The organism is Mesorhizobium sp. M1329, from assembly GCF_040318035.1.
Taxonomy (GTDB): domain Bacteria; phylum Pseudomonadota; class Alphaproteobacteria; order Rhizobiales; family Rhizobiaceae; genus Mesorhizobium.
Genome location: NZ_JAMYLN010000021.1, coordinates 29,570 through 52,854, shown reverse-complemented (window position 1 = coordinate 52,854; position 23,285 = coordinate 29,570). Strand labels below are relative to the sequence as shown.

General features: G+C 63.6%; 17 protein-coding genes and 1 tRNA gene. 7 read left to right on the top strand and 11 right to left on the bottom strand.

Annotation, left to right across the window (positions count from 1 at the left end):
• Positions 1-80 precede the first annotated feature (80 nt).
• From NKH21_RS20795 to NKH21_RS20770, 6 genes are read right to left on the bottom strand one after another with little or no spacing between them, the layout of a single operon-like run.
• On the bottom strand, positions 81-1,334 hold the full coding sequence (locus tag NKH21_RS20795) for an ABC transporter substrate-binding protein (RefSeq protein ID WP_352665540.1): 1,254 nt from the start codon (positions 1,332-1,334) through the stop codon (positions 81-83).
• 59 nt (positions 1,335-1,393) lie between these two features.
• Positions 1,394-2,905 (bottom strand): aldehyde dehydrogenase family protein, encoded by a 1,512-nt coding sequence (locus NKH21_RS20790; RefSeq protein WP_352665538.1) that lies wholly within the window; start codon positions 2,903-2,905, stop codon positions 1,394-1,396.
• Positions 2,906-2,920: 15 nt separating this feature from the next.
• Entirely contained in the window at positions 2,921-3,697 is a 777-nt protein-coding gene (locus tag NKH21_RS20785) for an enoyl-CoA hydratase/isomerase family protein (RefSeq protein ID WP_352867189.1), read from the bottom strand.
• Positions 3,690-5,291 carry an acyl CoA:acetate/3-ketoacid CoA transferase gene (locus NKH21_RS20780; RefSeq protein ID WP_352867187.1) on the bottom strand — a complete coding sequence of 534 codons (1,602 nt, stop codon included), beginning with the start codon at positions 5,289-5,291 and terminating at the stop codon, positions 3,690-3,692. The genes NKH21_RS20785 and NKH21_RS20780 overlap by 8 nt, the downstream gene beginning before the upstream one ends.
• Positions 5,288-6,304, bottom strand: a complete 1,017-nt coding sequence (locus tag NKH21_RS20775) for a Gfo/Idh/MocA family protein (RefSeq protein ID WP_352867185.1) — start codon at positions 6,302-6,304, stop codon at positions 5,288-5,290. The genes NKH21_RS20780 and NKH21_RS20775 overlap by 4 nt, the downstream gene beginning before the upstream one ends.
• A complete protein-coding gene (locus NKH21_RS20770; protein ID WP_352665534.1) occupies positions 6,301-7,356 on the bottom strand; it encodes a LacI family DNA-binding transcriptional regulator in 1,056 nt (351 codons plus the stop codon). Before NKH21_RS20770 ends, NKH21_RS20775 begins: the two co-directional genes overlap by 4 nt.
• 242 nt (positions 7,357-7,598) lie before the next feature.
• On the opposite strand from NKH21_RS20770, the gene NKH21_RS20765 reads away from it, so the two are divergent.
• Together NKH21_RS20765 and fcl are read left to right on the top strand one after the other, a co-directional pair.
• Positions 7,599-8,753 carry a dihydrodipicolinate synthase family protein gene (locus NKH21_RS20765; RefSeq protein WP_352665532.1) on the top strand — a complete coding sequence of 385 codons (1,155 nt, stop codon included), beginning with the start codon at positions 7,599-7,601 and terminating at the stop codon, positions 8,751-8,753.
• A 158-nt stretch (positions 8,754-8,911) separates the two neighbouring features.
• On the top strand, positions 8,912-9,874 hold the full coding sequence (gene fcl, locus NKH21_RS20760; protein WP_352665657.1) for a GDP-L-fucose synthase: 963 nt from the start codon (positions 8,912-8,914) through the stop codon (positions 9,872-9,874).
• A gap of 66 nt (positions 9,875-9,940) precedes the next feature.
• On the opposite strand, the gene NKH21_RS20755 is transcribed toward fcl, so the two are convergent.
• Both NKH21_RS20755 and cpdR read right to left on the bottom strand, forming a co-directional pair.
• Positions 9,941-10,015 (bottom strand) — tRNA-Val (locus tag NKH21_RS20755).
• A gap of 162 nt (positions 10,016-10,177) precedes the next feature.
• A complete protein-coding gene (gene cpdR / locus NKH21_RS20750; RefSeq protein ID WP_006199474.1) occupies positions 10,178-10,540 on the bottom strand; it encodes a cell cycle two-component system response regulator CpdR in 363 nt (120 codons plus the stop codon).
• A gap of 153 nt (positions 10,541-10,693) precedes the next feature.
• Between cpdR and NKH21_RS20745 the strand changes: the two genes are divergently transcribed.
• On the top strand, positions 10,694-11,635 hold the full coding sequence (locus tag NKH21_RS20745) for an N-formylglutamate amidohydrolase (RefSeq protein ID WP_352665531.1): 942 nt from the start codon (positions 10,694-10,696) through the stop codon (positions 11,633-11,635).
• Between the two features lie 347 nt (positions 11,636-11,982).
• Positions 11,983-12,756, top strand: coding sequence for a histidinol-phosphatase (gene hisN / locus NKH21_RS20740; RefSeq protein ID WP_352665529.1), 774 nt, complete (start codon positions 11,983-11,985; stop codon positions 12,754-12,756).
• A gap of 64 nt (positions 12,757-12,820) precedes the next feature.
• On the opposite strand, the gene NKH21_RS20735 is transcribed toward hisN, so the two are convergent.
• Complete coding sequence (locus tag NKH21_RS20735) at positions 12,821-13,279, bottom strand: styrene oxide isomerase (protein WP_352665528.1); 459 nt, start codon at positions 13,277-13,279, stop codon at positions 12,821-12,823.
• Between the two features lie 130 nt (positions 13,280-13,409).
• Positions 13,410-14,384, bottom strand: coding sequence for an alpha/beta fold hydrolase (locus NKH21_RS20730; RefSeq protein WP_352867182.1), 975 nt, complete (start codon positions 14,382-14,384; stop codon positions 13,410-13,412).
• Positions 14,385-14,857: 473 nt separating this feature from the next.
• Here NKH21_RS20730 and NKH21_RS20725 point away from each other — a divergent pair, with 473 nt between their 5' ends.
• On the top strand, positions 14,858-15,322 hold the full coding sequence (locus NKH21_RS20725) for an Hsp20 family protein (RefSeq protein WP_023675381.1): 465 nt from the start codon (positions 14,858-14,860) through the stop codon (positions 15,320-15,322).
• Positions 15,323-15,414: 92 nt separating this feature from the next.
• Here NKH21_RS20725 and NKH21_RS20720 read toward each other — a convergent pair whose 3' ends face one another.
• A complete protein-coding gene (locus NKH21_RS20720; RefSeq protein WP_352665526.1) occupies positions 15,415-16,467 on the bottom strand; it encodes a threonine aldolase family protein in 1,053 nt (350 codons plus the stop codon).
• 475 nt (positions 16,468-16,942) lie between these two features.
• Here NKH21_RS20720 and gltB point away from each other — a divergent pair, with 475 nt between their 5' ends.
• Together gltB and NKH21_RS20710 are read left to right on the top strand one after the other, a co-directional pair.
• Positions 16,943-21,673: a glutamate synthase large subunit gene (gltB, locus tag NKH21_RS20715; RefSeq protein WP_352665525.1), complete on the top strand. Its 4,731-nt coding sequence runs from the start codon at positions 16,943-16,945 to the stop codon at positions 21,671-21,673.
• 143 nt (positions 21,674-21,816) lie between these two features.
• Positions 21,817-23,271, top strand: a complete 1,455-nt coding sequence (locus tag NKH21_RS20710; RefSeq protein ID WP_352665524.1) for a glutamate synthase subunit beta — start codon at positions 21,817-21,819, stop codon at positions 23,269-23,271.
• Positions 23,272-23,285: the final 14 nt, after the last annotated feature.

Here is a 23,285-nt window from a genome sequence, read left to right as displayed (position 1 = left end):
CCGGTCGGCGCAACCGCAAACCCCACCGCAGAGGACTCTCCCCGGCTTGCGCCGGGGAGATCATTCACATCGACGGGCGCTTACTTGGCGTCTTCGATCGCGCTGACCAGTTGGGTCACGGCCTCGTCCGAGGTCTTGATCTGGCCGTGGACGAATTTCGAGACGACATCCTTGTAGGCGTTGGCAACCGCCGGAGGCGCGCCATAGCCCTGCGCCAGCGAACCGAACAGCGTGCCGCCTTCATTGGCGGCCTTCAGGTCGGCCATGCCCTTCTTGCCGCAAGCGTCGAAATCGGTGTCCGGCACGTCGGTGCGGGCCGGAACAGAGCCCTTGACGACGTTGAAGGCCGACTGGAAGCTCTTCGACAGCGTGGCGGTGGCCAGGGCGATCTGGGCGGCCTTGCGGTCCTCCGGAACGTTGAACATGCCGAACATGTCGGAGTTGTAGACGACGCTGCCGTCGGTGCCCGGGAAGCGGTAGCACAGGAAGTCGGTGCCCGGGACCTTCTTGGCGGCGTTGAATTCGCCCTTGGCCCAGTCACCCATCACCTGCACCAGCGCATCGCCCTTGATGACCATGGCGGTGGCGAGGTTCCAGTCCCGGCCCGAGAAGTTCGGGTCGACATAGGTGACGAGCTTGGCGAGGTTGTCGAACGACTTCTTCATCGTATCGGACTTCAGCGACTCCTCGTCGAGGTCGTTGAAGGCCTTCTTGTAGAACTCGGGCCCGCCGGTCGACAGCACGACCGAGTCGAACATGGTGGCTTCCTGCCAGTTCTGGCCGCCCAGCGCCAGCGGGATGACGCCCGCCGCCTTGGCCTTGTCGAGCAGCGCGATGAAGTCGTCGAAGGTCTTGGGCTCGGTGCCGCCGATCTTGTCCATCACCGCCTTGTTGATCCACAGCCAGTTGACCGAGTGGACGTTGACAGGGGCCGCGACCCACTTGCCGTCATAGACTGCAAATTTCTGCAAGGCCGTTGGAACGGACTTGTCCCAGCCTTCCTTCTTCGCCGTCTCGGTCAGGTCGCCCATGACGCCGGCGGCGGCATAGTCGAGCACGGTGTAGCCGAGCATCTGCGAGGCGGTCGGGTAGTTGCCCGCTGCCACCATCGCCTTCAGCGCGGTCATGGCGGCGTCGCCGCCGCCGCCGGCCACCGGCACGTCCTTCCAGGCAAAGCCTTCCTTGGCCAGATCCTGCTTGAGCACGTTCAGCGCGGCAGCTTCGCCGCCCGACGTCCACCAATGCAGCATCTGGACTTCCTTGACGTCCTCGGCATGGGCCGCGAACGCAACGCCCGATGCGAGAGCCGTCCCGATTAGCAGTTTGCGCAACATGTACTTCCTCCCTTGTTGAACTTACACGACCGGCGGATGCCCACCGGGTTCTTCCCAACTCAGCCGACCCACCATCCGGTGCGCTGGCCGCGATGAAACTGGATTGTCTTTTCTTCTGTATAATCCTCGACGGCGCGCTTGCCGAGTTCGCGTCCGAGACCGGACTGCTTGTAGCCGCCGAAAGGCAGTTCGGGGTAACCCTCCATGAACGTGTTCACCCAAACGGTTCCCGAACGAACATTCCGCGCCACCGACATGCAGGTATCAATACTGGCGCTCCACACGCCCGCCGACAGACCATAGGGCGTGTTGTTGGCGATGTGCAACGCCCTTTCAATCGATCCAAAAGTCAGCACCGAGAGCACCGGACCGAACACTTCCTCGCGCGCAATGGCCATGTCTTCGGTGACGTCGCCAACGATGGTCGGATCAAGATACTGGCCGCCGCTCGAAGCAAGCTGCTTGCCGCCGCAATAGATCCGGCTGCCGTCGTTTTCCGCGGCCGTCACGTAGCCGGTGACCTTGGCCACATGGTCGGCGGAGATCATCGCGCCGACCTTGGTGCGGTCGTCGAGCGGGTCGCCAACAATCACCTTGGCGGTGAGTGCTTTGACGGCGCCGAGGAACTCGTCGGCGATCGCCTCATGAACGATCAGCCGGCTGCCGGCATTGCAGCACTCGCCGGCATTGAAGAAGCCACCGAATACCGCCGCGTCGGCGGCCGCCTCAAGGTCGGCATCGGGAAAGACGATCTGGCCGTTCTTGCCGCCGAGCTCCATCGAGACTTTCTTCAGCGAGTTGGCGGCAGACGCCATGGTCATCCTGCCGACGCGGGTGGAGCCGGTGAACGACACCATCTCGACCAGCGGATGGCTGACCATCGGTGCGCCGACATCAGCGCCCAACCCGGCAAGGATGTTGACGACGCCGTCCGGCAGGCCGGCCTGCATCAGGATCTCGCCGAGTACGAAAGTCGAGGCCGAGGTCATCTCGCTCGGCTTGACCACCGCCGTGCAGCCGGCGGCGAGCGCGAAGGGCAGTTTCTGGCTGACGATAAGGAACGGAAAATTCCATGGCGTGATGATCGAGACGACGCCGATCGGTTCGCGCAGCACGACACCGAGCATGGCGTCGCCGAGATTGGCGTAGCTTTCGCCGTGAAGCGTGCGGGCGAGTGCGGCGGCATAGCGCCAGATATCGACGGCGCCGCCGATCTCGCCGCGCGCCTGGGCAATCGGCTTGCCGGATTCCAGTGCGTCGAGCCGGGCAATCTCGTCCAGCCGCGCCTCGATCAGGTCAGCCGCCTTGAGCAGGATCGTGGCGCGTTCGGCTGCCTTCATGCGCGGCCACGGGCCGGTCTCGAAGGCCTTGTGCGCGGCCTGTACTGCCGCCTCTACATCCGCCGCGCCGGCCTGTGCATAGCGCGAGACGGTGAAGCCGTGGCCGGGGCTGCTGCGCTCCAGTGTGCGGCCGTCCTGGGCATCGACGAACTTGCCGGCGATCAGCAGCCGATAGCTTTTCGGCGCTGCGGCTGCCTCGGCGGGCATGGCGATGTTGAGAGGCGCGTTCATGTGAGTTTCAGGTTCCTAAGATCTTGAGAACGCCGGTTTCTGCTTGGCTTTGAAAGCCTTGATGCCGGCCCTGAGATCGCTTGTCAGCGCGATGAAGCCGCTGGCCAGCGCTTCGGTCGCGGCAGCACTCTCTTCGCCCTCGGCGATGGCAATCATCAGCTTGGCGGCTTCGGTCGCGAGCGGCCCGCGCTCGGCGATCTTGCCGGCCCAGGCCTTGGCTTCGGCGAACGCCTTGCCGGTCTCGACCACCCGGTCGACAATCCCCAGAGCAAGAGCCTCGGCCGCCAGAAACACCTCGCCGCCGAGCGCCATCCGCCGCACCGCCTGCGCACCGAAGCGGCGCACGGCGCGCTGTGTGCCGGACCAGCCGGGAACGACACCGATCGAGGTCTCGGGGAAACCCAGCTTCACCTGTGTTTCCGCCACGCGAAAGTCGCAAGCCGCCGCCAGTTCCAGCCCACCGCCCAGCGCATGGCCGGCAAGAATGGCGATCGTCGGCTGCGGCAGCCGCGCCAGCCGATCAAAGACGCGGTGGCCGTAGCGAACCCATTGCACCTGGAAATCGGCGGCGCTCATTTCCGCCCACGCCTCGACGTCGCCGCCGGCGCAAAAGCCCTTGCCTTCGCCACAGACCAGCACGACGCGGACGCTGTCCGCCGCCTCGGCTTCGTCGAGTGCTGCTTCCAGCGCCCGCAGCATTGGGACGTCGAGGGCGTTGAATTTCTCCGGCCGGCGCAGCGTGACAAGGCCGATGGCGCCGTCGGTGTCAAAGGTGACGAGGGGCTCAGCCATGGGCGCCTCCAAGCGAGGCGCCACCGTTGAGCGACAGGCCGATCGGCCGGTCCCGGTAGAGCGCATCCGGCGTCACTTTGAGATCGTTGGCTACGGCGAGCGGGATCTCGGCCTGCGCCAGCACATCGCGCTCGAGGTCGATGCCCGGCGCCAGCTCGGTCACCATCAGCCCTGCTGGCGTCAGCTTCATCACGCAGCGCTCGGTGACATAAGTGATGTCCTGTCCCTGCGCGACGGCACGCTTGCCCGAGAAGGAGATATGCTCGACCTCGCCGACGACTTTCTTGACCTTGCCCTCCTGGTCGATGCGGATGCCGCCATCAGCAAGCGACAGCTTGGCGCCGGCATTGAAGAAACCGGAAAAGACGATCTTCTTCGCCCGCGCGGTGATGTCGACGAAGCCGCCGGCGCCGGCTGTGACGTGGGGCCGCGCTGAGAGCCTGGACACATTGACAGAGCCGTGGCGGTCGATCTGCAGGAAGGACAGCAGCGAGGCGTCGAAGCCGCCAGCCTGGAAATAGATGAACTGGTGCGGCGAGGGCATGAAGGCGTCGGCGTTCGACGAGCAGCCGAACTTGAAGTCGAGCAGCGGCACGCCGCCGACCGCGCCCTGTTCGATGACCCAGGTGACCTTGCCGTGCTGACCTTCCTCGAGCAGGATGCGCGGCACATTGGCCGAGATGCCGAAGCCGATATTGACCGCCATGCCGTCGGCAAGCTCCATGGCGACGCGGCGCGCAATGACCTTCTGGACGTTCATCTCGGCGTTGCGGAAACTCGACAGCGGCCGGAAGATCTCGCCGGAGATGGCCGGATCGTAAGGCGTCAGCGTCGTCTGCAACTGGTCGGGCGCCACGACGATATGGTCGACCAGCACGCCGGGCACGCGCACGTCGTGCGGCTTCAGCGTGCCGTTCTCGACGACGCGCTTGACCTGCGCGATGACGATGCCGCCATTGTTGCGGGCGGCCAGCGCCTGTTCGAGGCCGCCGAGATAGGCACCCTCATGCTCATAGGTAAGGTTGCCGCGCTCGTCCGCGGTGGTGGCGCGGATGATCGCGACCTGCGGCACGATCGAGCGGAAATAGAGCCATTCCTCGCCGTCGAACTGCTGCACCGAAACGATCGGCTCGCTGGCGGCCGCGTTCATGGCGCAACCCTGATGGCGCGGGTCGGCAAAGGTATCGAGCCCGACCTTGGTCAGCACGCCGGGACGCTTGGCGGCGGCCTCGCGATGCATGTCGAACAGGATGCCGGACGGCACGTTGTAGGCGGCGACCGAATTGTCGCCGATCATCTTCCAGATCTGCGGTGGCTCGGAAGATGACGGGCCGGAGGGATACGAACCGCACAAAGTGCGCTTCAACAGGCCGGGCTTGGCTAAGTGATCGATGCCCTTGATGCCGTACATGTCACCAGCGGCGATCGGGTGCAGCGTCGTTATGTCCCTGGGATGGCCTTCGGCATCGAAGCGCTCGCCGATGGCGGCCAGCACCGCGTCCGGACAGCCGAGGCCGCTCGACGATGACACGGAAACGACCATGCCATCCCTGATCAGGCCGGCAGCCTCAGCCGCTGAAACGAGCTTGCTCACGCGGCGCTCCCGAGCTTCGGGTCGATGGTAACGGCGTTGCCGGACCTGGCCGATTGCAATGCCGCCTCGGCTGCGGTCAGTGACCAGACGCCGTCCTCGCCGGTGGCGGAAGGCTGGCCGTCGCCACGGATCGCCGCGTGGAATTGGCGCAGCGAACGGGCATAGAGGTCCTCGCGGTCGAAGCTCAATTCCTCCTCGCCCTGTGCCGTGCGCAGCAACACCGAGCCGACCGGCTTCTGCGTCATCACGTCCCTGGCGATCAGCGAGCCTTCGCTGCCATGCACCTCGAAGCCGGTGCCGGCGAATTTTGTCGTGAAGCCCTCATGCGACTGGGCGATGACGCCCGATCTGAAGCGCCAGAGGCACATGGCGCCGTCTTCCAGTCCGCCGGCGGCCATGCCGGCCGATTGCGTGAAGGCCGAGATCTCTACCGGATCGTCGCCGAGCACGAAGCGCAGCGTATCGGCATCGTGCACGGTGATGTCGAGCACCACGCCGCCGCCGGCGTCCGGCCTGGTGATGCGCCAGCCCTGCAGGTTTTCCGGCAGATAGACGGAGTGGAAGACGCGCGCGGCGATCGGCCTGCCGATGCGGCCGGCAGCGATCGCTTCGCGCATCGCCCGATGCGAGCCGGCATTGCGCAGATGGTGATTGGTGCCGAGCACGACGCCGGCGGCCCTGGCCGCCGCGACCATCTTGCGGGCGTCGGTGCTGGTCAGCGCCAGTGGTTTTTCGCACAGCACATGCTTTCCCGCCTCGATGGCGGCGAGTGCCTGTTCGAGATGCAATTCGTTGGTGGTCGAGATGTAGACGGCGTCGATATCTGATTTGAGCAGGGCGTCGAGCGTCGAGACCGCCGCCGGAATGCGGTTTTCACTGGCATAGGCGGTGGCCCGCTCCGGGCTGGAGCTCATCACCGCAGCGATCTCGCCGTCCGGCTGCGCGCGGATGGCGCCGATCATGAACTGTCTTGCGATCGTGCTGGCGCCGATCAGCCCCCAACTGACGGTCATGCCGCGTCTCCCATTCCTGCACAGCCATGCTCCTTGCGATCGGGGCCGCAGCTTTCCCTGACCACGAGGTTGACGGCGCCGATATGATCCTCGGCGCGCGTGGTGCGCGACTGGATCATCTTCAGCACGACATGGGCGGCGCGCTCGCCGAGGCCGGCGGTGTTCACCGCGACGCTGGTCAGTGCCGGCATATAGTGCTCGGCCTCGGCGACGTCGTCGAAGCCGACGACGGCAAAATCCAAACCGGGTTCCAGGCCGCGCTTGCGCAGCGCCAGCAAGACGCCGAAGGCGACCGCGTCGTTGAAGCAAAGTGCTGCAGTCGGCGGCGCGGCCATGGCGAGCGCGGTTTCCAGGCAGGCAATGCCGCCCTTGCGGCTGGTTTCGCCCTCGAAGACCAGCCTGTCGGCCGGTGCGATGCCGAGCGCTTCACAGGCCTCGCGAAAGCCGCCCAGGCGCTCGTGATAGACGACAAGGTCGGACGAGCCGCCGAAGAAGGCCAGCCGGCGATGGCCCTTGCCGATCAGATGGGCGGTGGCGAGATAGGCGCCGCGATGATTGTCGGGCGTGATCACCGGGATACGGCTTTCGGGAAGCCGGCGCATGACGAAGACGACCGGAACGCCTGCGGTCTCAAGGCGGCGGAACGCGCCGGGCGTGGTGCCACGCGCCGGCGACACGACGAGCCCGGCGACACCCTGCTCCATCAGCGATTTCAAAACCTCTTCCTGGCGCACCGGGTTTTCAGCCGTATTGGCGATGAAAGGCACGACGCCGGCCGACTGGAAGACGCGCTCCATGCCGACCGCCAGTTCGGCGAAAAACGGATTGGTGAGATCGTTGATGACCATGCCGATGACATTGGAATGGGCCTTGCGCAGATTGGCGGCGCCGCGGTTGTAGACATAGCCGACGTCCTCGATCGCCTTGCGCACCTTCAGCGCGGTTTCAGGCCGGATCAGCCCGCTGCCTTGCAGCACCAGCGATACCGTCGATTTGGACACGCCCGCCTCACGGGCGATGTCGAGTATCGTTGCCTTGGCCCGGCTGGCCATCCAGATCTGTCCTCCCGGTGGTTTCTTATGCGATTTATTGGAACGATCTAAACCCTGCGACGCATTTGAGTCAATCGCGTTTTTGCGAACCCGGAAACAATGCGGCTCAGTGGGCGCAATTCTCCAGCAAGTATGGCTTTCACCTGCTGCGATGCAGCAATTTGAGCTGCGCGGGGCAGGGGGCAAAATATCTTGATTCATTGGAACGTTCCATTTATTAGGCGCTGGGAAGGGAGAGAGCCATGGACATCACCTTGCCCGGGGAAGGCGGCGGCCGTGTCCGCTACCGGCTTGTCGGCCAGCCGGTGCAGCCTGTGGCCGGCGCTCGCTTCTCGCGCATCGCCTACGCCGCCGCCCATGTCGTTGCCGATCCCCTCGCCATGACCGATCCGTGGTCGAGGCCCGCGATCGATTGGGACAAGACGATGGCGTTTCGCCATCACCTTTGGCGGCTTGGCTTCCGTGTCGCCGAAGCGATGGACACCTCTCAGCGCGGCATGGGTTTCGATTGGGCAAATGCCAGGGAATTGATCCGCCGCTCCATTATCGAGGCGCGCAGCGTCGAGGGGGCCGATCTCGCGTCAGGCGCCGGCACCGACCATCTGGCGCCGGGTGCCGCCAGTACGCTCGACGATGTCATCGCGGCCTATGAAGAACAGCTCGGCTTCATCGAAGGGCTTGGCGGCAAGGCGATCATGATGGCCAGCCGCGCGCTGGCGGCGGTCGCCAAAGGCCCCGACGACTATATTGGCGTCTACGACCGCATCCTGTCCCAGGCCTCCGGCAAGGTCATCCTGCACTGGCTGGGCGACATGTTCGACCCGGCGCTGAAAGGCTACTGGGGCAGCAGCGATTTCGAAACCGCGCTGGAGACGGTGATCGCGATCATCGAACGCCATGCCGGCAAGGTCGAGGGCATAAAGATATCGCTGCTCGATGCCGGCAAGGAGATTGCCCTCAGGGACCGGCTGCCCGAGGGCGTGGTGATGTTCACCGGCGACGACTTCAATTACCCCGAGCTGATCGCCGGCGACGGCGACAGACATTCGCACGCGCTGCTCGGCATTTTCGATGCCATCGCGCCGGTCGCCAATGCGGCACTGGCAAAGCTGGCCGACGGCGACCGCGCCGGCTATGACGCGCTGATGGCCCCGACAGTGCCGCTGTCGCGCAAGATCTTCGAGGCGCCGACCGAATACTACAAGGCCGGCATCGTCTTCATGGCATGGCTGAACGGCCATCAGGAGCATTTTTCGATGATCGGCGGCATGCAATCGGCGCGCGGCATCCGTCACTATGCCGATGTCTTTCGCCTTGCCGATCAGGCAGGATTGCTGGCCGAGCCGGAGCTTGCCATTGCCAGAATGACAAGCCTCTGCGCGGTAGCGGGCGTCTGATCGCAAACGCTGCAGCGTCCGATCCAAGCCCAGGTTCGGTAGCTTTGCGATTTGCCTTGTCTGGGCAAATCTGTATGCGGTATGCGTCCAACAGAGAAGCCGATCCGGCGCTCAGCCGGCCAACCGGCAAAGCTGCCGTTCCGCATTGGGGTAAGCTGATGACCTTCGACCTTCAGGGCAAGCGCGTTTTCGTGGCCGGACATCGCGGCATGGTCGGCTCGGCAATCCTGCGCAGATTGGCCGACGAGGATTGCGAGGTCCTGACCGCCTCGCGCGCCGAGCTCGATCTTCTCGACCAAGCCGGCGTGCGGCGCTGGATGGCCGACCGCAAGCCGGATGCAGTGGTGATGGCGGCGGCCAAGGTCGGCGGTATCCTGGCCAACAACAGGCTTCCCGTCGATTTTCTGCAGGACAACCTCGTCATGCAGAACAATGTCATCGACAGCGCCTTCCGCAACGAGGTGCAGAAGCTGCTGTTTCTCGGTTCATCCTGCATCTATCCCAAATTCGCGGCGCAGCCGATCTCCGAAGACGCCTTGCTGACCGGGCCGCTCGAACCCACCAACGAATGGTATGCGATCGCCAAGATCGCCGGACTGAAACTGTGCCAAGCCTATCGGCGCCAGTACGGCGTCGACTACATCTCGGCGATGCCGACCAATCTCTACGGTCCGGGCGACAATTTCGACCTCAATTCAAGCCATGTCGTGCCCGCCCTGATGCGCAAGGCGCACGAGGCCAGGCGCGCCGGCCGCAAGAGCCTGGAGGTGTGGGGATCGGGCACGCCGATGCGCGAATTCCTGCATGTCGACGACGCCGCCGACGCGCTGGTCTGGCTGCTGAAGAATTATTCGGGCGACAGCCACATCAATGTCGGCTCTGGGGAAGACATCACGATTGCCGACCTTGCCCGCACCATCGTGTCGGTCGCCGGCGCCGATGCGACGATCACATTCGATGCGACGAAGCCGGACGGCACGCCGCGCAAGCTGATGGACGTATCGCGCCTGTTCGCCACCGGCTGGCGCCCGCGCTACTCGCTGCGCAGCGGCTTGGAACAGACCTATGCCTGGTTTCTGGAGCACGTCGAGACCGGCGATCTGCGCCTCGGCGCGGCCTGAGGCTGGTATTGGCCGGGAACGTCAGTCGACGAAAAAATACCGACGGCCAATTGAGGATTATCTGGATGGTGGGCGTGACAGGGATTGAACCTGTGACCCCTGCAATGTCAATGCAGTGCTCTCCCGCTGAGCTACACGCCCATCCGAAGCCGCGCATACACCATTTTTGGTTCGGCACGTCAATAGCGGGAAAAGGGAAAGAATGGCTGGCTTGTCTCTTTGTTTTGACGCAATTCCGGACGGAAAACCGCCTCACACTTTTCCTGGAATTGCTCTAGTCGATCAAGACGCGACAAAAGAGCGTCAGGCGGCCTGCAGCATCTTTTCGACCTCGTTGACGAGGTCGCGCAAATGGAACGGCTTCGATAGTACCTTGGCGTCTTTCGGCGCTTTGGAATCAGGGTTCAGCGCGACGGCGGCGAAGCCGGTGATGAACATCACCTTGAGGTCGGGATCGATTTCGGTGGCGCGGCGGGCAAGCTCGATGCCATCCATCTCGGGCATGACGATGTCGGTCAAAAGCAGCGAAAAAGGTTCCTCGCGCAGCCGCTCATAGGCACTGGCGCCATTGTCGAAATCGCTGACCTGATAACCGGCGCGTTCCAGCGCCTTGACGAGGAACCGGCGCATGTCGTCGTCGTCTTCCGCCAGCAGAATGCGTGCCATCTTGTCCCGTCCGAATCACCCAACCGACAATGCCGTGCGGCAAGCCCGTTAACCATGCTGTATATGAGGAGGTGACGGTAAACATCAAGTGAACGTTGGCCGCACAATCCTGATTTGGCTGGCACTTCGGCGGCTGGACATGCGGGCGGCGAGGTGGCACTTTCCTATCATGATGCATTGGTATTTCCGGGTTCGTTCAAATTGAAAACGGCAGCCGAGGATTTTTCGGTCGTTCCACCCTTCGAAATCCGATCGGGCGCCGAACAGCGCGTTCCCTTCCTCTTCAACTCGCCGCATAGCGGCCGCTACTATCCGGACCGGTTCATGGCGATGGCCAAGCTGGACCGCAACGCCATCCGCCGCTCCGAGGACTGCTATGTCGAGGAATTGTTCGGCGGTGCCGTCGCGCTCGGCGCGCCGATGCTGGCGGCAAACTTCCCGCGCGCCTATCTCGATGTCAACCGGGAGCCGTGGGAACTCGACCCGCGCATGTTTGCCGAACCGGTACCGTCATTCTGCAACATCCGCTCGGCGCGTGTGGCCGGCGGGCTCGGCACCGTGCCCAAGCTGGTCGGCGAGGGGCTCGACATCTATTCCGGCCGCTTGCCGCTGGCCGAAGCCGTGGCGCGCATCGAGGCGGTCTACAAGCCCTATCACGAGACGCTGAAACGGCTTTTGACCAGAACCCATGCGCGCTTCGGCTACGCCGTCCTGATTGACTGCCACTCGATGCCGGCAAGCATAAGGGTAGGCGACAGCGGATTGCGGCCGGATTTCATCGTCGGCGATCGGTTCGGCATTTCCGCCGCGGCGGCGTTGACCGAGACGGCGATCGGCCTGCTCACCGGCATGGGCTACAGCGTCGCCCACAACAAGCCCTATGCCGGAGGCTTCATTACCGAGCACTATGGCCGCCCCGTGCGCCATCTGCATGCGCTGCAGATCGAGGTCAATCGCGGGCTCTACATGAATGAGCGGACGTTCCAGAGGTCGGCTGGTTTCGACGCGCTGGCCGGCGATCTGGCGCGGTTTTCGGCCGAACTGATGGCGATGCCCGATCACAATTTCATGGATCTGCCGCTGGCCGCCGAATAGCGGAGGAATCGCGGTACTCGCCACTCATGCGGCAGCGTAAAAAAAGACCGCATCGTTTGCACGACACGGTCGAAGTCTAGGGAGGAAACGCCCAAGGAGGGCATGGACAGGAACCCCTGTCCGAGAACAAACGTATTGTGCGCTGCACAAATGTCAAGGCGCGTTTCGGCTTTTTTAATTCACTGTGAAGTGGAAATTGCATTTCCACGACGACTGCGTTGCATTCGAGCAACAGTTGGCATCATGCGAAAGGCTCCAAACGCCGTTGTTTCGGCACGAACGCCCTTGTTTCGGCATAAATCCGTAGGCAAACGGGTATCTCAAACATGCTGGAGCGGGAGAATCAGTTGGACATCAGCATCGAGTTCATGCGGCGCATTGCGCATGCCGCCGCGGCCGAGACCTTGCCGCGCTTCCGCAATCAGGGCGCGGTCACCAACAAGGAGCGCGGCAGCTTCGACCCGGTCACCGAGGCCGACCGCGAGGCCGAGCGCGCCATCCGGGCGGTGATCAGCGCGCAATACCCCGATCACGGCATCCTCGGCGAGGAGCATGGCAGCGAAAACATCTCCAGCCGGCATGTCTGGGTGATCGATCCGATCGACGGCACGCGCGCCTTCATTTCCGGCCTGCCGGTATGGGGCACGCTGGTCGGGCTGACGGTCGACGGCGATGCCGTCGCCGGCATGATGTCGCAGCCCTTCACCGGCGAGCTGTTCTACGCCAACGCTTCCGGCTCGCATTATGAAGGTCCTGGTGGCCCGCGAAAACTCACGACGCGCAAGACCACAAATCTCGCCGACGCGACGCTGTTCACCACCACGCCGGCGCTGTTCAAGGGAGACGCGCGCCTGCGCTACGACCTGTTCGAGCAACAGGTCCAACTCGCCCGCTACGGCACCGACTGCTATGCCTTCGCCATGGTGGCGGCGGGCAGCGTCGATATCGTTGCCGATCCCGGATTGAAACCCTACGACATCGTCGCGCTGATCCCGATCATCGAGAAGGCAGGCGGCGTCGTCACCACTTTCGAGGGCGGACCGGCGGAAAAGGGCGGCGACATCCTGGCGGCGGCGACACCGGAGCTGCACGCAGCAGCGATGGCGGCGCTGCGCGGCTGAGCATCCGGTGCACCCAAGCGTCTGTTTTGCGCAAATCCGACGGAAACCGTGGTACGGTTCTAAATTAGCTGTCGGCAGGCCAAGCGTCTGAGAGACGCAGGCCCCACAAAATGAGCACGAAAGAGATGAGGCCGGTCGGCGCGGACGAATACGCGACGCCTTTGATGAGGTTTTCCTCAAAGGCGCTTCCGTGGAAGGCTCCGGCCGCCAACGGCATTGTCTCGTTGCCGGCTCCCCAGGCGCTGGCGATCACGTAGGCGGCCAGGATCGCCAAAGCCGAATAGATCAGGAGCCAGAACGCAATCCGCGACATCGCGGCGCCGAGATTGAGCCTAGACCATGTGAGGCCTAGCGCCAGCAAGAGAACGCCCTCCAGGGCGCTGAGCGTGTGCGCGGACAGTCCGAGCCGCGGTGCGGCGAGGTACGGTATTGCAAACCCTTCGAATGACGAAAACAGCAGCAGCGCGACGCCAATCTGCAGCAGCCGATGCCCCTGACGTGACAGCGTGTTCGATGCGTTCATGGTCGTTTTTCTCCCGGTCTCTGCCGAATGACCTCCAACCTAGCGCGCGATGCCTGAACGGGAATAAGGGGGCGAGCTGTGCCGGGCAAGCGACCCGCGCAGGCTTTGTTGCCGGACGCCGGCGAAGCGGTCAAACAGCGTCGCCGGTTCCGGGGATGAAGGCGTCGAATGCCGCAAGCAGTTGCTCGCGATAGAGGTCGGCTTCCTGCAGGATCTCATGGCGGGCGCCGTCGATCATCACTAGCGAGCCGACACGCAGACGTCTCGCATAGGCTTCGACTGCCCTGGTCGAGACGACCTGGTCGGCGCCGGCGGCGATCATCAGCAAGGGCACCTGGATCTTGGCCATGAAATCCGGGTCGCTGACGATCAAGGACGCCTCCGTGGCCGCCTTCAGCCAGCGGATCGTCGGTCCGCCGAGCGCCAGCTGCGGATAGGTTTCGTAGATCAGCGTGTTGCGCCGATAGCGCGCCGGGTCGCTGGTCAGCTTGTTCATGGCGAAGGGCACCGATTCCTTCGGCCGCGGCCCCCATGCGGCATAGAGCCGGCCAAGGCCGAGAAGGCAGAACAGTGAACAGATGCGGCGGACGTTTTTTACCGAAACCGGCAGGTCGGGCACGGTGAAGAACGGTGCGATCAGCACCATGCGGCGCACGCGGTTCGCCATTGCGGGCGCGGCGAGCAGCGCAATCACCGCACCGGCCGAGTGGGCCAGTATGTAGTAGGGGCCTCGGCAATCGGGCAGCACGATCTCCTCGAAGAACTGCTCCAGATCGCCGGTGTAGTCGAAGAAGCTCCGGACGAAGCCGCGCTGTCGGTCGCCGATCAGCCGGTCGGAAGCGCCCTGGCCTCGCCAGTCGAGCGTTGCCACGCCAAAACCCCGGTCGGCAAGGTTGCGAATGGTCTCGAAGTACTTCTCGATGCACTCGTTGCGGCCGGTCAGGACGATGACGGTGCCCTTCAGCGGGCGGGAAACCGCGGCAAACAGCCCATAGCGGATTTTCTTGCCGTCGCGCGTGGTGAAGAAGCCGCCGGCTGCGTTTTCCGGCAGCGGATTGCCCGGAGTTTCGTGGAAGAGGGGGAGCTGGTGGATAAGATCGGTCATGCGGTGTTTGGTTGGTGTCGGTGCCGACGGGCGCAAGTCAGGCATAAACGCCCATGCGCCAAAAGCAAAGCAATTCGGGACGCGGGGGAGGTCGACCGAGGTAGTAAACAAGCAAGGCCGGAAGCAGCCTTGGGCGTGCTTCCGGCCTCTGTCGACCCGGGAGGAAGGGACGTTACACCCGGTTCGGCCTCGTCGTGTCGCCTTTTCCGGCGACCTGTTCGTGATCTCGAGAACAGTTTTAATGCCGCCTGGCTGAACGCTCGCCGAAGCCACGGTTCATCTGCCGTTCATCGGCATCGGGACGTGGGCCGGGGCCGGTCCCGTTCGGACGCGGGAAAATCTTGAAATGCCGTCGTCCGCTTCCCAAATTTGTCATGCGGCCGCCAATGTCGGGGCCGCTGGCCCATCCGGAACGCCGTTACGGGTTTCGCACCGGCCATACGCAACCTTGTTGCTCAACAGGAGAACACACCATGCGTCACGTTGATTTTTCCCCGCTCTACCGTTCGACCGTCGGTTTCGACCGGCTGTTCACCATGCTCGATTCGCTTGCGCAGCCGGAAGGCCAGACTTACCCGCCTTACAACATCGAGCGCACGGGTGAGGATGCCTATCGCATCTCGATGGCTGTGGCCGGCTTCTCGGAAGATGAGATTTCGATCGAAGCTCACCGCAATGTGCTGACCGTCAAGGGTGAGCGCAAGGAGGAAGGCAATGGCGAAGGCTCCGAACTGCTCTATCGCGGTATCGCCAGCCGAGCCTTCGAGCGCCGCTTCCAGCTTGCCGATCACGTCGAGGTTGTCGGCGCTGCGCTGAAGAACGGCCTGCTCTTCGTCGACCTCAAGCGCAACATCCCCGAAGAGTTGAAGCCGCGCAAGATCGCGATCACCTCGGCTCCGGCCAAGGCCAAGCAGATCGAGGCCAAGACTGCCGCCTAAGCCAGGCAGCTAATTCTCCCGGGATGCCAACTCCCCGGGAAGAAAGGGCGGTGCAGCAATGCGCCGCTTTTTTTGCTGGCGAGTAAGGCTTGCTATCCGGCGAGCAGGTAGCCGAAACGGTCGACCTCGTCGGGCGTGGTCGCGAAGCTGGTGACGAAGCGATAGAGCGCTTCGTCCTCGCCGATGTGGCCGTCATAGCCGAGCGGCCTGTGCCAGTCATGGAAGGCCGCGCCTGCCGCCTGCATGCTTTCGGCCTCGGCCTTTTTCATGACCGCGAAGACCTCGTTCGCCTGCGGCAGCCAGGCCAGCCGGGCCGAAGGGGAATCTTCGATCGCCGCGGCAAGCCGTGCCGCCATCGCATTAGCGTGCCGTGCCGTGTCGAGCCATAGCCCACCCCTGAAATAAGCATCGAATTGCGCGGCGATGAAGCGCGATTTCGAGAACAGCTGGGCCGCGCGCTTGCGCAAAAAGGCCAATTCCTCGGCTCGCTCGAGGTCGAACAGCACGACCGCCTCGGCGCACCAGCAGCCATTCTTGGTGCCGCCGAAGGAGAGGATGTCGACGCCGTGCTTCCAGGTCATTTCGGCCGGCGTCGTTTCCAGCGCGACGAGCGCATTGGCAAAGCGAGCCCCGTCCATGTGCAGCGGCAGTCCACGCTGCTTTGCGATCGCCGAAATCCTGGCGATTTCGTTCAGCGAGTAGACCGTGCCGACCTCGGTCGACTGAGTGATCGAAACGGCAACCGGCCGCCCGGAATGGACGTTTTCGGGTGCGAAACGGTCCACCGCCCGTTCCAGATTGCCGGCATCGATCTTGCCGAGTGCGCCTTCGACTGTATAAAGCCGCGAACCGCCGGTAAAATATTCCGGTGCACCGCATTCATCCTCGATGACGTGCGATTCGCGATGGCAGAAGGAAATGCCGCCTGGCTTGTTATAGGTGGTCAGCGACAGCGAATTGGCGGCGGTGCCGGTGGCCACGAAAAACACCGCGACCTCGCATTCGAAGATTTCATTGAAGCGCTGGTAAACGGCCTTGTCGAGGGCGCCGTCGCCATAGGCGGTGGAGAAGCCGTCGGCATGGGCCGACAGGCCGGCAGCGATACGGGGATGGGCGCCTGCCCAATTGTCGGAAGCGAAAATCATGCGTCTGCCTATGCTGGGGAAATCGGTGCGAGCTTGGCCGCTTTCGCATGCCGGCCGCAAGGGGCAGATACCGAAAATCCGCTAAAGCCAGCGAAAGGCATGAGCGTACATGCCGCGAGTGAAGGTTACGCTGGCACGGCGTTCCGCGCAATTTTCTGTCGCGTAAGGTTCAAGAATTTTGTGAATCGGTCTTGTGTGCACCCAAAATTTCTGTCATAAAAATTTAGGACAGTAGTGCTGTCTTATTTTGTCGCACAAAACTGGCCGCATTGGCATATGATTGCGCCTCTGCGGCATTGCCGCGAGCGACAGCTAGACAGCCTGGCTCCAGCCTGTACGAATACCATATGCGAACGATGCGGAAAGCCGCACGGTCGGCAAGAATTTCGCAAGACGTGCCGCAAGAGTGAAAGGGGAGCCACGCGCTTCCCGACGGAAACCAGCGCCCGAAGGGGACGGAACGGAGGACAGGACGATGACGGATATGACGCCATCTGCGACGAAGGCCGCGCAGACGAAAGCGGCAGCCGTCAAAAATCCGTCCCTGACCAATATTGGGCGAACCAGCACCGGCTATGCCGCGCACGGCCTCTACGATCCGCGCAACGAGCATGATGCCTGCGGCGTCGGCTTCATCGTCAACATGAAGGGCGTAAAGTCGCACCAGATCGTCGAGGACGGCCTTGCCGTTCTCGAAAACCTGACGCATCGCGGCGCCGTCGGCGCCGATCCGCTGATGGGCGACGGCGCCGGCGTGCTGGTGCAACTGCCGGACCGCTTCTTCCGCGAGGAGATGGCCAAGCAAGGGGTCGAACTGCCGAAGCCTGGCCACTATGCCGTCGGCCACGTGTTCATGCCGCGCGACCCGGAGCTGCAGGCGCATATCGAAGGCATCATCGCCGAGGTGGCGCAACTCGAGGGCCAGCCGCTGCTCGGCTTTCGCGACGTGCCGGTCGATAATTCGTCGCTCTCAAAGGCGCCTGACATCGCCGCTTCCGAGCCAGTGCACCGGCAGGTGTTCCTGGGCCGCGGCGCCGAGATCGAGAATGACGACGATTACGAGCGGCGGCTCTACATCCTGCGCAAGGTCATTTCCGGCCGTATCCACGAAGAGACCAAAGGCGTCGACAACGGCTTCTATGTCGTCTCGATGTCGTCGCGGACCATCGTCTACAAGGGCATGTTCCTGGCCTATCAGGTCGGCGCTTACTACAAGGACCTCACCGACCCGCGTTTCGAGACGGCGCTGATCCTGGTCCACCAGCGCTTCTCGACCAATACGTTCCCGTCGTGGAAGCTGGCGCATCCCTACCGCATGGTCGCCCATAATGGCGAGATCAACACGTTGCGCGGCAACGTCAACTGGATGGCGGCACGGCAGGCCTCGGTCGATTCCGAACTGTTCGGCAACGACATCTCGAAGCTGTGGCCGATCTCCTATGAGGGGCAGTCGGACACCGCCTGCTTCGACAATGCGCTCGAATTCCTGACGCAGGGCGGCTATTCGCTCGCCCACGCCATGATGATGCTGATCCCGGAAGCCTGGGCCGGCAACAAGCTGATGGGGCAGGACCGCAAGGCCTTCTACGAGTATCACGCAGCGCTGATGGAGCCGTGGGACGGGCCGGCGGCGGTTGCCTTCACCGACGGCCGCCAGATCGGCGCCACGCTCGACCGCAATGGGCTGCGGCCGGCGCGCTACATCGTCACCGATGACGACCGCGTCATCATGGCTTCGGAAGCCGGCGTGCTGCCGGTGCCGGAGGAAAGGATCGTCAAGAAGTGGCGGCTGCAGCCCGGCCGCATGCTGCTGATCGACCTGGACAAGGGCCGCATCGTTTCCGACGAGGAGATCAAGTCGGAGATCGCGACCAGGCACCCCTACAAGAGCTGGCTCGCCAACACCCAGCTCATCCTCGAGGATCTGAACCCGGTCGAGCCGCGCGCCCTGCGCAGGGATGTCTCACTGCTCGACCGCCAGCAGGCGTTTGGTTACACCCAGGAAGACACCAAGCTGTTGATGTCGCCGATGGCGACCACCGGCCAGGAAGCGGTCGGCTCGATGGGTACCGACACGCCGATTTCGGCAATGTCGGACAGATCGAAGCTGCTCTACACCTATTTCAAGCAGAATTTCGCACAGGTCACCAACCCGCCGATCGACCCGATCCGCGAGGAACTGGTGATGAGCCTGGTGTCCTTCATCGGGCCGCGGCCCAATATCTTCGATCTTGTCGGCAATTCGCGCCGCAAGCGGCTCGAAGTGCGCCAACCGATCCTGACCAATGGCGATCTGGAGAAGCTGCGCTCCGTCGGCCACACCGAAGACCGTTTCGACACCAAGACTATCGACATCACTTACGGTTCGAATGAAGGCGCGGCCGGCATGCAGGGCGCCATCGACCGGCTGTGCGAGCGCGCCGAGGCGGCGGTCGCCGGCGGCTACAACATCATCATCCTGTCGGACCGTCAGCTCGGCCCGGACCGCATCGCCATTCCGGCACTGCTGGCGACTGCGGCCGTGCACCATCATTTGATCCGCAAGGGATTGCGCACCTCGGTTGGGCTCGTCGTGGAATCCGGCGAGCCGCGCGAGGTGCATCATTTCTGCTGTCTCGCCGGCTACGGCGCCGAGGCGATCAATCCCTATCTCGCTTTCGACACGCTGCTCGACATGCACAAGCGTGGCGAATTGCCGGCGGAGGTCGATGCCTACGAGGTCGTCTCTCGCTACATCAAGTCGATCGGCAAGGGCATCCTGAAGGTGATGTCCAAGATGGGCATCTCCACCTACCAGTCCTATTGCGGTGCGCAGATCTTTGATGCCATCGGGCTGAAGTCGGACTTCGTGCAGAAGTACTTCACCGGCACGGCGACGCTGATCGAAGGTGTCGGGCTGGACGAGATCGCCGCCGAAACGGTCAGCCGCCACACCGACGGCTTCGGCAACGACCCGGTGCTGCGCAACAGCCTCGAGGTCGGCGGCGAATACATGTTCCGCATGCGCGGCGAGGCCCATATCTGGTCGCCCGACGCAGTGGCGACCTTGCAGCACGCCGTGCGCCAGGGCTCGTGGGAGACGTTCAAGGACTATTCCGCCCAGATCGACAGCGAGACCGCACAGGCGCAGACCATTCGCGGCCTGTTCAAGATCAGGCTGGCGCAAGAGACCGGGCGCAAGAAGGTCAAGCTCGACGAGGTGATGCCGGCCGCCGATATCGTCAAGCGCTTCTCGACCGGGGCGATGTCCTTCGGCTCGATCTCAAGGGAAGCGCACACGACGCTGGCGCGCGCCATGAACGCGATCGGCGGCAAGTCGAACACCGGCGAGGGCGGCGAAGAGGCCGATCGCTATCTGCCACTGCCGGGCGGCGGCAAGAACCCCGAACGCTCGGCGATCAAGCAGGTCGCCTCCGGCCGGTTCGGCGTGACTGCGGAATATCTGGTCAATTCCGACATGATGCAGATCAAGGTCGCGCAAGGGGCGAAGCCCGGCGAGGGCGGCCAGCTGCCGGGCCACAAGGTCGATGCGACCATAGCCAAGGTCAGGCATTCGACGCCGGGCGTCGGTCTGATCTCGCCGCCGCCGCATCATGACATCTATTCGATCGAGGATCTGGCGCAGCTCATCTACGATCTGAAGAACGTCAATCCGGCGGCCGACGTATCGGTCAAGCTGGTCTCGGAAGTCGGCGTCGGCACAGTTGCGGCCGGCGTCGCCAAGGCGCGTGCCGACCACATCACCATATCAGGCTATGACGGCGGCACCGGCGCTTCGCCGCTGACCTCGCTCAAGCATGCCGGCAGCCCGTGGGAAATGGGCCTTGCCGAGACGCACCAGACGCTGGTGCTCAACGGCCTCAGGTCACGCGTCGCGCTGCAGGTCGATGGCGGCCTGCGCACCGGACGTGACGTCATCATCGGCGCACTGCTCGGCGCCGACGAGTTCGGCTTCTCGACCGCGCCGTTGATCGCGGCCGGCTGCATTATGATGCGCAAGTGCCATCTCAACACCTGCCCGGTCGGCGTCGCGACGCAGGACCCGGTGCTGCGCAAGCGCTTCAAGGGCACGCCCGAGCACGTCATCAACTTCTTCTTCTATGTGGCGGAAGAGGTGCGGGCGCTGCTTGCCGAGATGGGCTGCACCCATCTCGACCAGATCATCGGCGACACCGACCTTCTGGAAAAGCGCGAGCTGATCCAGCACTGGAAAGCGCGCGGGCTCGACTTCAGCAAGATGTTCTACAAGCCCGATGCCCCGCACGAGGCGGTGCACTGGACCGAGCGGCAGAAGCATCCGATCGACGACGTGCTCGACCGCAAGCTGATCGAACTGGCAAAGCCGGCGCTCGAAGACAGGCAGCCGGTCAGCATCGAACTGCCGATCCGCAACGTCGACCGTTCGACGGGCGCCATGCTGTCGGGCGAGGTGGCAAAGCGCTTCAAGCACAAAGGCCTGCGCGAGGACACGATCTCGGTCAAGCTCACCGGCACGGCCGGCCAGTCCTTTGGCGCCTTCCTGGCGCGCGGCGTCTCGTTCGAACTGGTGGGCGCTGCCAATGACTATGTCGGCAAGGGCCTTTCGGGCGGCCGCATTGTCATCCGTCCGCCGGAGAACACGAAAATCGTTGCTGCCGAGTCCATTATCGTCGGCAATACCGTGCTCTACGGCGCAACCGAGGGCGAGGCCTATTTCTGCGGCGTTGCCGGCGAGCGTTTTGCCGTGCGCAATTCGGGTGTCGCCGCCGTCGTTGAAGGCGTCGGCGACCATGGCTGCGAATACATGACCGGCGGGATCGTCGTCGTCATCGGCCAGACCGGCCGCAACTTCGCCGCCGGCATGTCGGGCGGCGTCGCCTATGTGCTCGACGAGGCGGGCGATTTCGCCGAGCGCTGCAACATGGCGATGGTCGAGCTGGAGCCCGTTCCGGAAGAGGACGATCTGATGGAAAAGCTGCTTCACCATGGCGGCGATCTCGACCATAAGGGCCGTGTCGACGTATCCGGCGATATGACCAGCCATGACGAGGAGCGGCTCTACCAGCTGATCTCCAACCACGTCCACTACACGGGCTCGGTACGAGGTCGCGAAATCCTCGACGATTGGGCGACTTTCCGGCCGAAATTCCGGAAGATCATGCCGGTCGAATACCGCCGCGCGCTGATCGAGATGGAACGTATGCGCATGAACGTGGCGGCGGAATAGATTTGGAAATTGCCGGGAGGCCGTGCGCCCCGGCAACCATCTTCATCAGCAATCCTGACCTCGGACTGAAGGTTGCCACGGCTGCCTTATGAGGTTAACGGGTGCGTCGCCAGGCGTGCCTTCCGGACAGCAGGGACTGGACTATGGGCAAGGTAACAGGGTTTCTCGAGATCGACCGGCAGGTGCACAAGTACCAGCCGGCTTCCGACCGCATCCGGCATTTCCGCGAGTTCACGCTGCCGATGTCGGACAAGGAGGTCGAGAAACAGGCCGCGCGGTGCATGGATTGCGGCATTCCGTATTGCCATGGACCGAACGGCTGCCCGATCCATAACCAGATCCCGGACTGGAACGACCTTGTCTACAATGGCGACTGGGAAAACGCGATCCGCAACCTGCATTCGACCAACAATTTTCCGGAATTCACCGGCCGCATCTGTCCGGCACCTTGCGAGGAAGCCTGCACGCTGAATCTCGAGGACATTCCGGTCGCCATCAAGACGATCGAGCAGGCGATTGCCGACAAGGCCTATGAAACCGGCCATATCCGGCCCTATCCGCCGGAACGGAAGACCGGCAAGCGCGTCGCGATCATCGGCTCGGGGCCGGCAGGAATGGCCGCTGCCCAGCAACTCGGCCGCGCCGGCCATGACGTTCACGTCTATGAGCGCGAGAGCCGGCCGGGCGGGCTGATGCGCTACGGCATCCCCGACTTCAAGATCGAGAAGCATTATATCGACCGACGCATCGAGCAGATGCAGGGCGAGGGTGTCAGCTTCCATTGCGGCGTCAATGTCGGCGTCGACAAGCCGGTCGCCGAACTGCTCGCCGAATGTGACGCGGTGCTCTATTGCGGCGGTTCCGAAACGCCGCGTCCGGCCAACATCCCGGGCGACGATCTCGACGGCGTGCACGACGCCATGCCCTATCTGGTGCAGCAGAACAAGCGTATCGGCGGCGAGCCGATCCAGTCGGTCGCATGGCCGTCGCGCCCGATCGTTGCCGGCGGCCAGCACGTTGTCGTCGTCGGCGGCGGCGACACTGCCTCCGACTGCGTCGGCACCGCCTTCCGCCAGGGCGCGGTGCGCGTAACCCAGCTCGACATCCGCCCGCAGCCGCCGGAAAAGGAAGACAAGCTGTCGGTCTGGCCCTACTGGGCGACCAAGATGCGCACGTCATCCTCGCAGGCCGAAGGCGCCGAGCGCGAATTCCAGGTGGCGACGCTTGAATTCATCGGCGAGGACGGCCAACTGACCGGGGTAAAATGCTGCGAGGTCGACGAAAAGCGCAAGCCGATCGCGGGCACGGAATTCGTCATCCGCGCCGATCTCGCGTTCATCGCCATCGGCTTTGCCGGGCCAGCCGCTCGCGGGCCGGTGTCGGAACTCGACGGGCAGATGACGATCGTCACCGACAGCCGCCGCTCGAAGAACGTCGAGGCCAATGACCGGGACTACAGGACCAGCGTCGAAAAGCTCTATGCGGCGGGCGACGTGCGGCGCGGCCAGTCGCTGGTCGTCTGGGCGATCCGCGAGGGCCGCCAGGCGGCGCGCGCCATCGACGAGGCGCTGATGGGATCGAGCGTGCTGCCGCGCTGAGTCCGTTCCGAAGA